Source organism: Streptomyces sp. NPDC032721 (genome assembly GCF_055579625.1).
On sequence record NZ_JBVIMX010000005.1, the window covers coordinates 297617 to 311255 of the forward strand.

Consider the following 13639-nt stretch of genomic DNA (forward strand, 5'->3'; position numbering starts at 1 on the left):
TCGGTGGTGAGCTCCGGGGGAACCGGGGCTCGGGCAGGGGAGTTCCTGACTCGCCCGGCGGTGGCCGGGCTCACAGTGGCGGGACCGCGCCGGAGTTCCACCGGGCTTCCTCCCCTGTCGCCTTCGGTGGCGACGACGAGCACGAACGCCCGCCACCAGGCATATTAGGGCCCCTGGTCAAGGGGACCGCACACAGTGTCGAACAGCAGTCCCCCGTCGGTCGGTATGCTCGCCGCCATGTCCCAGTTCCCGCCCCCACCAGCCACTTCGCCGACCCCGCCCGGAGCCTCCGGTACGGGGTCCGGGCGGACCGGTGGCGATGCCTGCCCGGGGTCCCTGCGGCTGCACGGTGCCGACGACGGGGCGCTGGCGCGGGTACGGCTGCCCGGCGGAGTGCTCGCCCGGGGACAGGCCGAGGTGCTCGGGGAGTTGGCGGACCGGCTGGGCGATGGTGAGATTCACCTCACTTCTCGCGGAAATGCCCAGCTCCGCGGTCTGCCCTCCGACTGCGGGGGCGAACTGGCCGGGCTGCTCGGTGAGTCGGGGCTGCTGCCGTCCGAACGCCATGAGCGGGTACGCAACATCGTGGCGTCGCCGCTGTCCGGGCTCGACGGCCTGGGCGCGGGGGACGTCGGCCGGTGGCTGGCCGAGCTGGACGCGCTGCTGTGCGGCAGCGAGCGGGCGACGCGGCTCTCGGGCCGGTTCCTGTTCGCGCTCGACGACGGCCGGGGCGATGTGGACGCGCTGGGCGCCGACGTGACGCTGCTCGCGCACTCCGGCGGCCGGGCCGTGCTGCGGATCGGTACGGCGGCCGATGCCGTACGGGTGCCGGACGCGCAAGCGGCGCGGGCGGCGCTCGTCGCGGCCGAGACCTTCCTGGAGCGGGCGCGGGACGCGGGGGTGTGGCGGGTGGCCGACCTCGCGGACGGTGCCGATCCGCTCCTGGACGCGGTCGTACGGGAGCTGGGTGCGGCCGGTGTCGAGGCCACGCGTGTCGCGGGCCCGCCCCGGCCCGCCGAGGCCGCCGCCCCGCGCTTCGGTGTCGTCACGGGCGCGGCCGGGCCCGGTGCCGCGCTGTCCGTCGGCGTACCCCTGGGACGTATCACCGCAGCGCAGTGGCGGCTGCTCGCGGACACCGCCGGGCGGCACGGTGACGGCACCCTGCGGCTGACGCCGTGGCGCGGGGTCGTCGTCCCCGGCGTGGCACGGCAGGAGGCGGACGGGCTGCTGGACGCGCTGGACGCGGCCGGTCTGATCACCCGTGACCGGTCGCCCTGGAGCGGGGTCGGGGCCTGCATCGGGCAGCCCGGCTGCGCGAAGTCGCTGTCCGACGTACGGGCGACGGCCGCGGCCGTGGCCGGTCCGGTGGGTGCGCTGCCCGTGCACTGGTCGGGGTGCTCGCGCAGGTGCGGGCATCCGCACGGCGACTGGGTCGATGTGGTCGCCACCCCCGAGGGGCATCGGATCTCCGTCGTACGCGGCGGGGTCGCGGACGCCCCGGTGACCGTCCCCGACGGTTCGCCCGCACTGTCCGGCGCGGTGGCCGCCGCACGCGGGCAGCACGCCTGACACGCTCGCCCCGTTCCTCCGCATCCCCCCTGCCCACGACTTCCCCGTACCCACGACAACCACTCAACTCCCCATCTCACGCCCGCAGAAGAGAGCGACAGCACAGTGCATCAGTACGAGAAGGACGGACCGGCGATCTACCGCCAGTCCTTCGCCACGATCCGCGCCGAGGCGGATCTGGCGGGTCTGCCCGCCGACGTCAGCCAGGTCGCGGTCCGTATGATCCACGCCTGCGGCATGGTCGACCTGGTGCGCGACCTGGCGTTCAGCCCGAACGTGGTCGCCAGTGCTCGGGCGGCGCTGCGCTCCGGCGCCCCGATCCTGTGCGACGTGCAGATGGTGGCCAGCGGAGTCACCCGCAAGCGGCTGCCCGCCGACAACGACGTGGTGTGCACGCTGTCCGACCCGTCGGTGCCGGATCTCGCCAAGGAGCTCGGGACGACCCGCAGCGCGGCGGCGATGGAGCTGTGGCGCGACCGTCTCGAAGGCTCCGTGGTGGCGGTCGGCAACGCGCCGACCTCGCTCTTCCGGCTCCTGGAAATGATCGAGGCGGGGGCGCCGCGTCCGGCGGCCGTGATCGGTGTACCGGTCGGGTTCGTGGGTGCGGCGGAGTCCAAGGAGGCACTGTCGGTGCACGAGTCCGGTCTTGAGCACCTGATCGTGCGCGGCCGGCGCGGGGGCAGCGCGATCGCCGCCGCCGCGCTCAACGCGATCGCCAGCGAGGAAGAATGAGCAGCAACGGGCAGGTCAAGGGCCGTCTTTACGGAGTCGGTCTCGGTCCCGGCGATCCGTCGCTGATGACGTTGCGCGCGGTGGAGGTCATCGCGGGGGCTGACGTGATCGCGTATCACAGCGCCCGGCACGGGCGGTCCATAGCGCGTTCCATCGCGGCGGGGCACCTGCGCGAGGACCACATCGAGGAACCCCTCGTCTACCCCGTCACGACGGAGACGACCGACCACCCGGGCGGCTACCGGGCGGCGCTGGAGGAGTTCTACGAGGAGGCGGCGGCCCGTCTCGCGGTGCACCTCGACGCGGGGCGCACGGTGGCGGTGCTCGCCGAGGGCGATCCGCTCTTCTACGGCTCGTACATGCACATGCACAAGCGGCTCGCGGACCGGTTCGCCACCGAGGTGATCCCCGGGGTGACCTCGGTGAGCGCGGCGGCGGCCCGGCTGGGCACGCCGCTCGTCGAGGGCGAGGAGGTGCTGACGATCCTGCCGGGCACGCTGCCCGAGGAGGAGCTGACGGCCCGGCTCGCCGCGACGGACGCGGCCGTGGTGATGAAGCTGGGGCGTACGTTCCCCGCGGTGCGCGGCGCCTTCGAGGCGTCGGGCCGGCTGGCCGAGGCCCGCTATGTGGAGCGCGCGACGATGGCCGGTGAGCGCACCGGTCAACTGGCGGACGTGGACGCGGATTCGGTGCCGTACTTCGCGGTCGCGGTGCTGCCCAGCCGGGTCGGTTCCGCGCACACCGAGGCTCCGGTGCCGCGTGCCGAGGGGGACGGCGAGGTGGTCGTGGTCGGGACGGGTCCGGCCGGGCCGCTGTGGCTGACCCCCGAGACGCGCGGTGCGCTGGCCGCCGCCGACGACCTGGTCGGGTACACGACGTACCTGGACCGGGTGCCGGTGCGGCCGGGGCAGGTGCGGCACGGCTCGGACAACAAGGTGGAGTCGGAGCGCGCCGAGTTCGCGCTGGATCTGGCGCGGCGCGGGCGGCGGGTCGCCGTGGTGTCGGGCGGTGACCCGGGTGTCTTCGCGATGGCGACGGCGGTCCTGGAGGTCGCCACGCAGAAGGAGTACGCGCAGGTTCCGGTACGGGTGCTGCCCGGTGTGACGGCCGCGAACGCCGCCGCCGCGAAGGCGGGTGCGCCGCTGGGGCACGACTACGCGACGATCTCGCTCTCCGACCGGCTGAAGCCGTGGGAGGTCATCGCGGAGCGGCTGCGCGCGGCGGCCTCGGCGGACCTGGTGCTGGCGCTGTACAACCCCGGTTCGCGCAGCCGTACCTGGCAGGTCGGCAAGGCCAGGGACCTGCTGCTTGAGCACCGTTCGCCGGACACCCCGGTGGTGCTCGGCCGGGACGTGGGCGGGCCCACCGAGCACGTACGGACGGTACGGCTCGGGGACCTCGACCCGGCGGAGGTCGACATGCGGACCCTGCTGATCGTCGGCTCGTCGCAGACGCGGTGGGAGCGGCGGGGCGACGACGGGGAGCGGATCGTCTGGACGCCCCGGCGGTATCCGGAGCTCTGAGAGCCCTGCTGGTTGCGCGGGCGGATCAGCGCTCACGTGGTTGCGCGAGCGGACTGACGCTCACGTGGTTGCGCGAGCGGACCAGTGCTCGCGCAACCAGGCCACGGCCGCTTCCGGGGTCCCCGCCTCCGGTACGCCCTCGGGGGCCGGCGGTCGGCGCACCACGACCACCGGGATCCCGGCCTCGCGGGCGGCGGTCAGCTTGGGTGCGGTGGCCGCGCCGCCGCTGTCCTTGGTGACGAGCACGTCGATGCGGTGGCGGGCGATCAGTTCGCGTTCCCCTTCGAGGGTGAAGGGGCCCCGGTCGAGGAGCACCTCCATGCGCGGCGGGCAGGGGCCGTCGGGAGCGTCCACCGACCGCATCAGGAACCACTGCTCCCCCAGCCCCGCGAAGGCGGCGAGGCCCATCCGCCCGGTGGTGAGGAAGACCCGCCCGCCCAGTGCGGGCAGCGCGTCGGCGGCTTCGGCCAGTGAGCCGACCGGGTGCCAGCGGTCGCCCTCACCGGCCGCCCAGCCGGGCCGGCGCAACGCCAGCAGGGGAACATGGGCAGCGGCGGCCGCGGTGGCCGCGTTCGAACTGATCGTTCCGGCGAAAGGATGGGTGGCGTCGATGAGCGCGTCCACCTGGTGGGTACGCAGCCATGCGGCCAGTCCGTCGGCGCCGCCGAACCCCCCGATCCGTACCTCGCCGGGCGGCAGCTTCGGGCTGGCGACCCGTCCGGCGAGTGAACTGGTGACCCTGATGCCCGGAAAGTCCACCAGGAGTGCGGCGAGGTGCCGCGCCTCCGTCGTACCGCCGAGAACGAGTATGTGCACGGGATCCATCCATGAGTGACACGAGTGATACGAGTGATTCGGGCAAGGGGCGGCCCGCCGCCGAGGGCGGTCGCGACGCCCAACTCAAGCACACCGGTCTGCGCTCCGGCTGGACGACCGGTGCCTGTGCGACGGCGGCCACCACCGCCGCGTACACGGCCCTGCTGGGCGGGGACTTCCCCGACCCGGTGACGATCACCCTGCCGCGCGGCCAGACCCCCGCGTTCGCCCTCGCGGTCGAGGAGCTGATCGAGGAGCCGGACGGCGACCGTGCGACGGCCGGAGTGGTCAAGGACGCGGGCGACGACCCGGACGTGACGCACGGGGCGCTGGTGCGCGCGACGGTACGGCGGCTGCCGCCGGGCTCGGGCGTGGTGTTCCGGGCGGGCCCCGGCGTCGGCACGGTCACCCTCCCCGGGCTGCCCCTGGACGTGGGCGAGCCCGCCATCAACCCGGTGCCCCGGCAGCTGATCCGCGAGCACGTGGCCCGGGTGGCGGCCGAGCACGGCACCACCGGCGACGTCGAGGTGACCGTCTCCGTGGACCACGGCGAGGAGATCGCCCGCTCCACCTGGAACGGCCGCCTCGGCATCCTCGGCGGCCTCTCCATCCTCGGCACCACGGGTGTCGTCGTGCCGTACTCCTGCTCGGCGTGGATCGACTCGATCCGCCGGGGGGTCGACGTGGCCAAGGCGGCCGGGCACACGCACGTGGCGGGCTGCACCGGGTCGACGTCGGAGAAGACGGTGGTGGCCGAGTACGGGCTGCCGGAGATCGCCCTGCTCGACATGGGGGACTTCGCGGGCGCGGTCCTGAAGTACGTACGCCGTCATCCGGTGGACCGGCTGACGATCTGCGGCGGCTTCGCCAAGCTGTCGAAGCTGGCGGCCGGTCACATGGACCTGCACTCCGGCCGCTCCCAGGTCGACAAGGGCTTCCTGGCGGAACTGGCCCGGCGCGGCGGCGCCGACGACGCCCTGGCGGCGGAGATCGCCGCCGCCAACACCGGTCTCGCCGCACTCCGGCTGTGCCAGGAGCACGGGGTGCCGCTCGGTGACCTGGTGGCGGTGGTGGCCCGCGACGAGGCGCTGTCCGTGCTGCGCGGGGCGCCGGTCGCGGTGGACGTCATCTGCATCGACCGGGCGGGGACGGTCGTGGGGCGCAGCGGCGTGCGCTGAGGGGCGGGGTACGGGGCGCGGCGCCCCTCCCGCACGGGAGTGCCGAGCCCCCGTTCGCACATCGGGACGCCGAGGCGCAGCTACGTCGCCCTCCTCACTTTGACGAACAGAAGTACGCTCCACATCGCCTTCCCCACACCGGAGTTGGTGCATACGGTCGCCCTTGCCAAGCGTCACGTCCCTGTCAAGGAGTGAGCGAATGAACCCCACTGTCCGTACCGCTGCCGCCACCGCGGCCCTCGTCACCGGGCTGTTCGCCGTCGGCGGCGTCTCCCACGCGGCCGAGAGAACCGGTGCGCAGAACCTCTCCGCGCACCTCCAGAAGGCCGTCGCCGCCGAGCAGCAGCTGGGCGGGACCACCGGCGGGCCGATCCTGGGCATGGTCGTCAACCCTGCCGCCGCCGCGTCCACGTCCTCCTGACAGCGCGGAGGTGCGCACTGTGGACGATCACGGCACAGACCACACCGCATGGTGTCCCAGCGGAGACGCCCACCGTCCGGAGTCCCTCGTACTGGGCGTGCGGTCGGGCGAGCACGGCCAGGTCGTCTACCTCGACGAACCGGTGCCCGCGGCAGCCGTGCTGTCGAGCGTTCCCGAAGGCATCGCTCCCAGCAGGGTGCTGCGGTTCGCCTCGCACTGCACGTCGGCCTGCGCGAACCGGGTGGGTGACGACTGCGGTCTGATCCGGCGCATCCAGACCCTGCCCGCCCCGCGCGACAGTGGAGCCGTGCCGCGGTGCCACCTGCGGCCGCGCTGCAAGTGGTGGCACCAGACAGGAGTGGACGCCTGTCACCGCTGTCCTGCCCTCGCCACGCTCAACTCCGTCGACGACCGCCTCGCCGCGCTGGTCGCCGATCCGGCCACGACCGTGGAGCAGTTGGAGAGCTGGATCGCCGAGGCGGAGCGAGCCGGGTGAACGTGCGGGGCCACGGCCGAACGGCGCGAAAGTCGGCCGTGGCCCCGCAGCGGCACAGGACCTCTTCCGGCCAATGATGGCGGGGGAAAGGGCATTCGGCACGGAACCCGCAGGTGTGGGGCTTTGTCGAAGCATTGCCCTTCACGGGCACCACGTCCCCCGGAGTGCGCGTGGAACGCACGTCTCCCCGGTTCGCCTTCGGGAAGTCACTGGTCCGGTTCTCTACCAGGTCGCCGGGCCCATGTGTGCCCGCGCGAATTCTCCGTTCGACGCCGATTCCCTTCCTCGGGTGCGCGGCACGGCGCCGGAACCCTTCTCCCGGTAAGCGTCGAACGCACGTCGCACCCCCGTACAACCTCCTTGCCCGCAAGCGGAATTGAGCCGCGAAGCGGCCCGCCACACAGTCACCAGAGGTCTTGTGGCGTCCGAAGTCAGGTGGTTAGGCTCCGGCTCGTTTCAGTTCCTTCGCATTTTCTGCAATTTCTTGGACCAATGGTGAACAGCTTTGCCGTGCCCGCAGACACGAGGTGCACGGCCCGCACCGCACTCGGGGACGAGGTCCAGGGGCAACCGGAAGGGAGCGGGGATGGCGAAGAACCCGGCGCCGCACACGGACCGCGACGCGGTCGCGTCCGGCCCCGCGGCGGCCGGGACCGCACCTCGCGACGCGCGCCTCTTCTGGTGCTCCCAGACCGCCGACGCGCTCGGCAGCCAGACCTCCGGCGTGGTCCTCCCGCTCCTGCTGCTGGCCCTCGGCCACTCGCCCGCCGCGGTCGGCGGGGTCGTGGCCGCGTCCGCCGTACTCGGTCTGGTCCTCGGCCCGTTGGCGGCCGTCCCCGCCGACCGGGGGGCCCGCAAGCCCGTGATGGTCGGGTCCGCGTGCGTGGCCGCACTGGCCATGGCGATCGTGGCGGGCGCGGTCGCCACCGGTCGCCCACCCCTGGCGCTGGTGCTGGCCGGAGTGCTGGTGGAACGGTTCGCCACCGCCGTGTACGAGGCCGCCGCGCGCGGCACGGTCGCCCTCCTCACCCCGCCCGAGGGATACGCCCGCACGGTGGCACGGCTGGAGGTCGGGGAACGGCTGGCCCTCGTCCTCGGGCCGGTGCTCGGCGGCGCCCTGTACCAGGTGGGCCGCGCCCTGCCCTTCGCCGTCGACGCCCTCTCCTACGCGGTGACCGCCCTCTGCGTGCGGTTCATGCGCGCCGACCTGCGCGCCCCGGCGCAGGCGACACAAGGCCCGGTCGCAAAGGGCGGACCGTCGGAGGGACGCCCGGCCGAGCGGCGGAGCACACCGCCGGTGCAACACCCGGAGGGGCTTCGGGGCGCACGTCCCGCAGTGGCCGCGGACGAACCGCCCCTCGCCGGGGCCGTCCCGGCGACGGGGACGCCGGACGCCCCGGCAGACGCCGCCCCCTCACGCGCCCGTACCCCGCTCCGCGGCGAACTCTTGGCCGGGCTGCGCCTCGTGGCGAGTTCCGCGATCCTGCGTCTGGTGCTGCTGTGGACCTCCGTCGTCAACGGGGTGCTGGCGGCGCTCTACTTCGGCGTCCTGTTCACCCTCCAGCGCGACGGCCACGGCGGCACCGCCACCGGTGCGGTCCTGGCCGTCGCCGGAGCCGCCGGAATCGCCGGCGCACTGGCCGCCCCCTCACTCGCCGTCCGCATCGGCGCCGCTCGCGGCGTCCTCGCGGTGACCTGGCTGCTCGTACCGCTCACCGGGGCGCTGGCCGTCACCGGCTCCCCCTGGTGGCAGGCCGTGCTGTTCGGGGGGATCTGCCTGGCCATGCCCGTGGCCACCGTCGTCCTGCAGTCCCGGGCCATCGCCGCCACCCCCGCGCACCTCCAGGCCCGTGCCGGGGCCCTCCTGGCCACCGGGGCGGGAGGAGCGGCCGCACTCGGTCCCGCGGCGGCCGGCCTGCTCGCCGGGGCGGGCACGGCGGGGCCGGCCCTCGGCTGCGCCGGGGCGCTGCTGGCCCTGGCGGCGTACACCACCCGGGCCCGTCCCCACACGCTCGGCGCTCGCCACGGCGGGCAGGGCGCGCGATCCGCCGACGGCGTCGGGGGTGCCCCGTGACGACCGCCGAAGCCGGACCGGGCTCGCCCGTCCCGCAGCCCCCTGCCCCGCGCTACCGCGTCTTCCGCGCGGCCCTGCCCGAGGTGTGCGCCTCCGATCCCGCCCGCATGGTGTTCACCGCCGACGCCGACGGCCGCTGTGAGGTCTTCACCTGGGACACGGCCACCGCCACCGCCCGCCAGGTCACCGGCCGGCGCGGTGGCACCTTCCACTGTTCGATCGACGCCGACGCCCACGTCTGGTGGTTCGAGGAGGACGCGCACGGGAGCGGCCGGTGGCGGTTCCGGGCCTTCGACGGCGGTCAGACGCACGACGGCCTGCGCGGGGTGCCCGCCGGTCAGGCACGCGGGCTCGCCGTCGGCCCGGGCGGGGTCGTCGCTCTCGCGCTGGGCGACGCGGTCAGCACCACCGTGCACCTGGGACGGCGCGGCGGTGCCGCCCGCCCGGTCGTCCGGCTCCCGTACCAGGCTTCCCTGACCGGCATCAGCTCCGACGGGGAGCTGCTGGCCGTCGCCGGCCAGGCCCGCTCCTCGCAGGCGGTCACCGTGTTCCGCGCCCATGACGGTTCACCCGTCACCCGGCTCCACGGCGAGGGAGGGGCGTTGTGGGCGCTCGGCTTCACCCCCCGGTCCGGCGCCCAGGACCTGCTGCTCGTACGGGAGGACGGCGGGCGCTATCTCCTCGCCACCTGGCGGCCGGGCGGAGAACCCGTCACCCACACCTGGGCCTCGTTCGACACCGAGATCACCGCGCGGTGGCGGCCGGAGGGCGACGGCGTCCTGGTCCGGCAGGACCGGCACGGGCGCAGCATCCTGCACCGCGCCGACCTCGCCGCCCGCACACTCACCGTCCTGCCCACCGCCCCCGGCACCCTCCTGGACGCCGCCGAACACACGGGCGGCGACCTCCACACTCTCTGGACCAGCACCGCCGAACCTCCCCGCACCCTCTCCAGCACCGGCACCCCGCTGCCGAACCTGCCGCGATTACCCGCCCCCCTGCCCGGCGTGTCGCACGATCTGTGGACCCCGGGCCCCGACGGCGACCTGCACACCCTGGTCACTCTTCCCGAGGGGGCGCGCGGCCCCGTGCCCACGGTGTTCCTCGTGCACGGCGGGCCGGCCGACCACGACCGGGACGCCTACGACGGCACCGTGCACTCCCTGGTGGCCTCCGGTTTCGGCGTCGCCCGCGTCAACTACCGGGGCTCCACCGGGTACGGTCCCGCCTGGCGGACCGCGATGAGCGAAGGCGTCGGCCTCACTCAGGTCGCCGACCTGGCCGCCGCCCGCGCCGACCTCGTCGCACGGGGCTGGGCGGACCCCGACTCGCTCGCCCTGTCGGGCACGTCGTGGGGCGGCTACCTCACTCTGCTCGCGCTCGGCGTGCATCCCGGCCTCTGGCAGGCGGGAGTGGCCGTGAAGCCCGTCGCTCATCTCGCGCTGGCCCACGCCACCACCACCCCCGCACTGCGCGCCCTCGACGAACGCCTCTTCGGCGGCACCCCCGAGGAACTGCCCGAGCTCTACGCCCGCAGTTCGCCCCACACCTACCTCAGGCACCTCGACGCACCCCTCCTGATCGTCGCGGCCCGGCACGACGCCAAGTGTCCACCGGGCCAAGTACTGGCGTACTCGGCCGACTTGACGAGGCATCACAAGGAGCACGAGGTCCTGTGGCTGGACACCGGCCACGACGGCTACGACGGCGCCGACCACGTGCACGCCCTGCGCGAGTCCGTCGTCTTCCTCGACCGCGCCCTGCGGGGCAGCACGTCCCCCGCCCGCCGTCGACGCACCACCCCCACAGCATCCCCCGCCACCCGGCGTGGGGAGTCCGGTCCCGCGGAGCACGCCGCCGCACCGGCCGGAGGCAGCACACCGCACCATCCCACGGAGAGGACGACCCACCATGCAGAAGGACATCATCAACAACGACCCGCTCGCGGGTGACGAGGAGAACCGCAAGCCGAGCGTCGGCATCACCGTCACGGTTCCCTTCCGCAACACCGAGGAAGGCCAGGACGAGGAGTAGGGGCAACCCCGCTCCCGCTCCGGAGGGCCGGTCAGGCCCGCTCCGAAGGACCGGTCCGGGACGTGCGCGCCCCGGACCGGCTCCACCCCTCCCCGCAACCCCCCAAGGAGTGCTCCCCGTGCGTGTCCTGCTCGTCAACATGCCCTGGTCGCCCATCGACCTTCCGTCGCTCGCCCTGGGGATACTCAAGCGCAGCGTCGACGAGCGCGTGCCCGGCGCGTCGGCGACCGTTCTGCACGCCAACCTCGAATTCACCGACTGGGTCACCGACCGCACCGAGTTCACCGCCGACGACTACGAGTACTACGCTCTGTCCTCGTACTTCATGGGCTGCGGCGACTGGGTGTTCTCCTCCGCCCTGTACGACGACCCCGCCTGGCGCGAGAAGGAGTTCACCGAGACCATGCGGACCCGCCTGAACAAGGCCCGCATGAAGATGTCCCACGAACTGCACGCCGTAGTACCGGAGTTCGTCGACGAGATCGCCCGGCGTATCGTCGCGGAGAACCCCGACGTCGTCGGCTTCACCTCCACGTTCCAGCAGAACACCGCCGCGCTGGCCGCCGCCAAGCACGTCAAGCGGCTCGCCCCGCACATCAGGACGGTCATCGGCGGCGCCAACTGCGACGCCGAACAGGGTGCCGCCCTGCACCGCAACTTCGAATTCGTGGACTTCGTCGTACGGGGCGAGGGCGAGGCCGCCTTCCCGCAACTGCTCACCGCGCTCAACGAGGACGGCGACCTGAGCAAGGTCTCCGGCCTGTGCCGGCGCACCGACGACGGGGAGTCCGTCGCCAACGCCATGGCGACCAGCCCGCTGCCGCCCGCCACGATCCTGCCGCCCGATTACAGCGGCTACTTCGAGCGCCTCGCCGCCTCCGTCGCCCGCAACTGGGTCGAGCCGAAACTCGTCGTCGAGGGTGCGCGCGGCTGCTGGTGGGGCGAGAAGCACCACTGCACGTTCTGCGGGCTCAACGGCTCCTTCATGCAGTTCCGCAGCAAGAGCCCCGAGGTCTTCTACGACGAGATCATGGACCTGGCACGCAAGCACAAGGTCCTCGACATGTACGTCGTCGACAACATCCTCGACATGGGCTATCTGAACACCGTGCTGCCCCGCATCATCGAGAGCGGCTACGACCTGCGCCTGCACATCGAGATCAAGGCCAACATGCGCCGCAACCAGCTTCGCACCCTCTCCGACGCCGGTCTCATCTACGTCCAGCCCGGCATCGAGTCCCTCAACAACCGCGTCCTGGATCTGATGGACAAGGGCGTCAGCGGCTGCCAGAACGTGCGCATGCTCCGCGACGGCGCCGAGACCGGCCTCTCCGTCTCCTGGAACTACCTGCACGGCTTCCCCGGCGAGAGCGCCGAGGACTACGAGGGCGTCATCGGACAGATAGCCGCCCTCGAACACCTCGATCCGCCCGTCGACCTCTCGGCCCGCATCGCCATCGAGCGCTTCAGCCCGTACTTCAACCGACCCGAACTCGGCTTCGACGGGCTGCGCCCCGAGGCGCACTACCGCTTCACCTACGACCTGCCCGAGCAGGAGCTCTACGACCTCGCGTACGTCTTCGAGGCCCCCGAGAGAGGCATCTCCGAGCCCACCGTCTCCGCTCTCAACGACGCCCTCGCGCTGTGGAAGAAACATCACGCGGACGCCCGCCTCACCCACACCGACCTGGGCGGCCGCATCGTCCTGGTCAGCAGGCGGCGAGCCTTCGACTGGCGCACGAAGGAGCTCACCGACCCGTTCGAGGTCGCCCTCTTCCGCCTCCTGGACCAGCCGCACGCGCCCGCCGCCCTCCTGCGCAAGGCGACCGCACGCGTCCGGGACCATGACCGCACCGAGGCCGACGTCGAGGAACTGCTCACCGAGTGGGTGCGCATCGGGCTGGTCTTCACCGATGCCGGGAGTTACGTCCACCTCGCCCCGGCAGCGGTCAACGAGGACCTGCTGCGCCTGGACTTCATGCGCCACCTGCACGCGGCACCCGCACCGGACGAGGACACCGCCCCGGACCTCACCCCCGTGCCGGCCTGAACCGGCCCACGCACAGGCCCTCCCCGGCACGCCGCTCCCCCGACACGAGACGAGAGACCGCCGCCATGGACACAGCCCTCGCCCCCTCCGACACGACCTCCCCGCTCGCCGTCACCGCCTGGCGCGACTACGACGAGGCCGCCTGCGCCCTGCCCGGAATGCTGCTCGGCGATCTCGAACTGACCGGCCCCGTGGACGTCGAGGCCGACCGGCTCTGGGACGGCGGGGCCCGCCGGGTCCGGCTCACCGCGCCCGTCGACCTCACCGCGACCGACGGCCTCACGGCGGCCCGCCGCACCGTGCGCGCGCTCAGCCTGGTCCGCGACCTGACCGCCCGCGCCGTACTCGTCGACTGGGACCTGCGCCTGGCTGCGGCCCGCCCCGACGACACCCTCGTCCTCAGCCACCTCCAGCCGCCCCGCACGCTGCACGGCCACCCCGACCCCGAAGCCGCGCTGGCGACCTGGCGCAGCGGGCACTACCTGGGCAAGTGCCTGTGGCGCGACGGTCCCGGGTTCTTCCAGATCCGCGACCGCCGCTGGGGCAACCTGCAACGCTTCACCGCCGACGAACCGCACTACCGCACCGCCGTCGACGCGCTCGCCCAGGGGGCTCCCAGGGACTCCGTTCCCCGGGACGCCCTCGACGACTTCACCGAGGAGCGTCTCGTCCTGCACCTGGGCCCACTGGCCTGGTGGGTGCCGTACCGGGTGAGCCGGTGGACCCAGGAGGCCATGGCCATCTGA

12 protein-coding genes and 1 riboswitch are annotated in these 13639 nt (G+C 73.3%); of the genes, 11 read left to right on the top strand and 1 reads right to left on the bottom strand.

Going from position 1 to position 13639, the window contains the following annotated elements; translation table 11 throughout:
- Positions 1-19: 19 nt before the first annotated feature.
- A riboswitch (cobalamin riboswitch) is annotated at positions 20-169 on the bottom strand.
- A gap of 56 nt (positions 170-225) precedes the next feature.
- The 3 genes from cobG to ACZ5PB_RS13560 all read left to right on the top strand — a co-directional run bounded on the left by cobG (position 226) and on the right by ACZ5PB_RS13560 (position 3824).
- On the top strand, positions 226-1569 hold the full coding sequence (gene cobG / locus ACZ5PB_RS13550) for a precorrin-3B synthase (protein ID WP_468690895.1): 1344 nt from the start codon (positions 226-228) through the stop codon (positions 1567-1569).
- 105 nt (positions 1570-1674) lie between these two features.
- Positions 1675-2301, top strand: coding sequence for a precorrin-8X methylmutase (locus tag ACZ5PB_RS13555; RefSeq protein WP_468690669.1), 627 nt, complete (start codon positions 1675-1677; stop codon positions 2299-2301).
- Positions 2298-3824, top strand: coding sequence for a precorrin-2 C(20)-methyltransferase (locus tag ACZ5PB_RS13560; RefSeq protein ID WP_468690671.1), 1527 nt, complete (start codon positions 2298-2300; stop codon positions 3822-3824). Before ACZ5PB_RS13555 ends, ACZ5PB_RS13560 begins: the two co-directional genes overlap by 4 nt.
- Positions 3825-3884: 60 nt before the next feature.
- Here the strand turns inward: ACZ5PB_RS13560 and ACZ5PB_RS13565 are convergent, their stop codons facing one another.
- The gene (locus ACZ5PB_RS13565) at positions 3885-4640 is read right to left on the bottom strand and encodes a cobalt-precorrin-6A reductase (RefSeq protein ID WP_468690673.1); all 756 of its coding nucleotides are present in this window, start codon (positions 4638-4640) and stop codon (positions 3885-3887) included.
- A gap of 11 nt (positions 4641-4651) precedes the next feature.
- Here ACZ5PB_RS13565 and ACZ5PB_RS13570 point away from each other — a divergent pair, with 11 nt between their 5' ends.
- The 8 genes from ACZ5PB_RS13570 to ACZ5PB_RS13605 all read left to right on the top strand — a co-directional run bounded on the left by ACZ5PB_RS13570 (position 4652) and on the right by ACZ5PB_RS13605 (position 13639).
- On the top strand, positions 4652-5818 hold the full coding sequence (locus ACZ5PB_RS13570; protein WP_468690675.1) for a cobalt-precorrin-5B (C(1))-methyltransferase: 1167 nt from the start codon (positions 4652-4654) through the stop codon (positions 5816-5818).
- A 199-nt stretch (positions 5819-6017) separates the two neighbouring features.
- Positions 6018-6239, top strand: coding sequence for a hypothetical protein (locus tag ACZ5PB_RS13575; protein WP_468690677.1), 222 nt, complete (start codon positions 6018-6020; stop codon positions 6237-6239).
- A gap of 19 nt (positions 6240-6258) precedes the next feature.
- A complete protein-coding gene (locus ACZ5PB_RS13580; RefSeq protein ID WP_468690678.1) occupies positions 6259-6735 on the top strand; it encodes a hypothetical protein in 477 nt (158 codons plus the stop codon).
- A 586-nt stretch (positions 6736-7321) separates the two neighbouring features.
- On the top strand, positions 7322-8809 hold the full coding sequence (locus ACZ5PB_RS13585; protein WP_468690680.1) for an MFS transporter: 1488 nt from the start codon (positions 7322-7324) through the stop codon (positions 8807-8809).
- Entirely contained in the window at positions 8806-10761 is a 1956-nt protein-coding gene (locus ACZ5PB_RS13590; protein ID WP_468690682.1) for a S9 family peptidase, read from the top strand. The genes ACZ5PB_RS13585 and ACZ5PB_RS13590 overlap by 4 nt, the downstream gene beginning before the upstream one ends.
- Positions 10721-10843: a hypothetical protein gene (locus ACZ5PB_RS13595; RefSeq protein WP_266661285.1), complete on the top strand. Its 123-nt coding sequence runs from the start codon at positions 10721-10723 to the stop codon at positions 10841-10843. Before ACZ5PB_RS13590 ends, ACZ5PB_RS13595 begins: the two co-directional genes overlap by 41 nt.
- Positions 10844-10961: 118 nt before the next feature.
- Positions 10962-12893: a RiPP maturation radical SAM C-methyltransferase gene (locus ACZ5PB_RS13600; protein WP_468690684.1), complete on the top strand. Its 1932-nt coding sequence runs from the start codon at positions 10962-10964 to the stop codon at positions 12891-12893.
- A 65-nt stretch (positions 12894-12958) separates the two neighbouring features.
- Positions 12959-13639 carry a DUF5825 family protein gene (locus ACZ5PB_RS13605; protein ID WP_468690686.1) on the top strand — a complete coding sequence of 227 codons (681 nt, stop codon included), beginning with the start codon at positions 12959-12961 and terminating at the stop codon, positions 13637-13639.

Bases quoted from the DNA above. Each gene is read 5' to 3' on its own strand.
- ACZ5PB_RS13585 (WP_468690680.1), top strand. From the start codon at position 7,322: ATGGCGAAGAACCCGGCGCCGCACACGGACCGCGACGCGGTCGCGTCC.
- ACZ5PB_RS13595 (WP_266661285.1), top strand. From the start codon at position 10,721: ATGCAGAAGGACATCATCAACAACGACCCGCTCGCGGGTGACGAGGAG.
- ACZ5PB_RS13560 (WP_468690671.1), top strand. From the start codon at position 2,298: ATGAGCAGCAACGGGCAGGTCAAGGGCCGTCTTTACGGAGTCGGTCTC.
- ACZ5PB_RS13575 (WP_468690677.1), top strand. From the start codon at position 6,018: ATGAACCCCACTGTCCGTACCGCTGCCGCCACCGCGGCCCTCGTCACC.
- ACZ5PB_RS13605 (WP_468690686.1), top strand. From the start codon at position 12,959: ATGGACACAGCCCTCGCCCCCTCCGACACGACCTCCCCGCTCGCCGTC.
- cobG (WP_468690895.1), top strand. From the start codon at position 226: ATGCTCGCCGCCATGTCCCAGTTCCCGCCCCCACCAGCCACTTCGCCG.
- ACZ5PB_RS13570 (WP_468690675.1), top strand. From the start codon at position 4,652: ATGAGTGACACGAGTGATACGAGTGATTCGGGCAAGGGGCGGCCCGCC.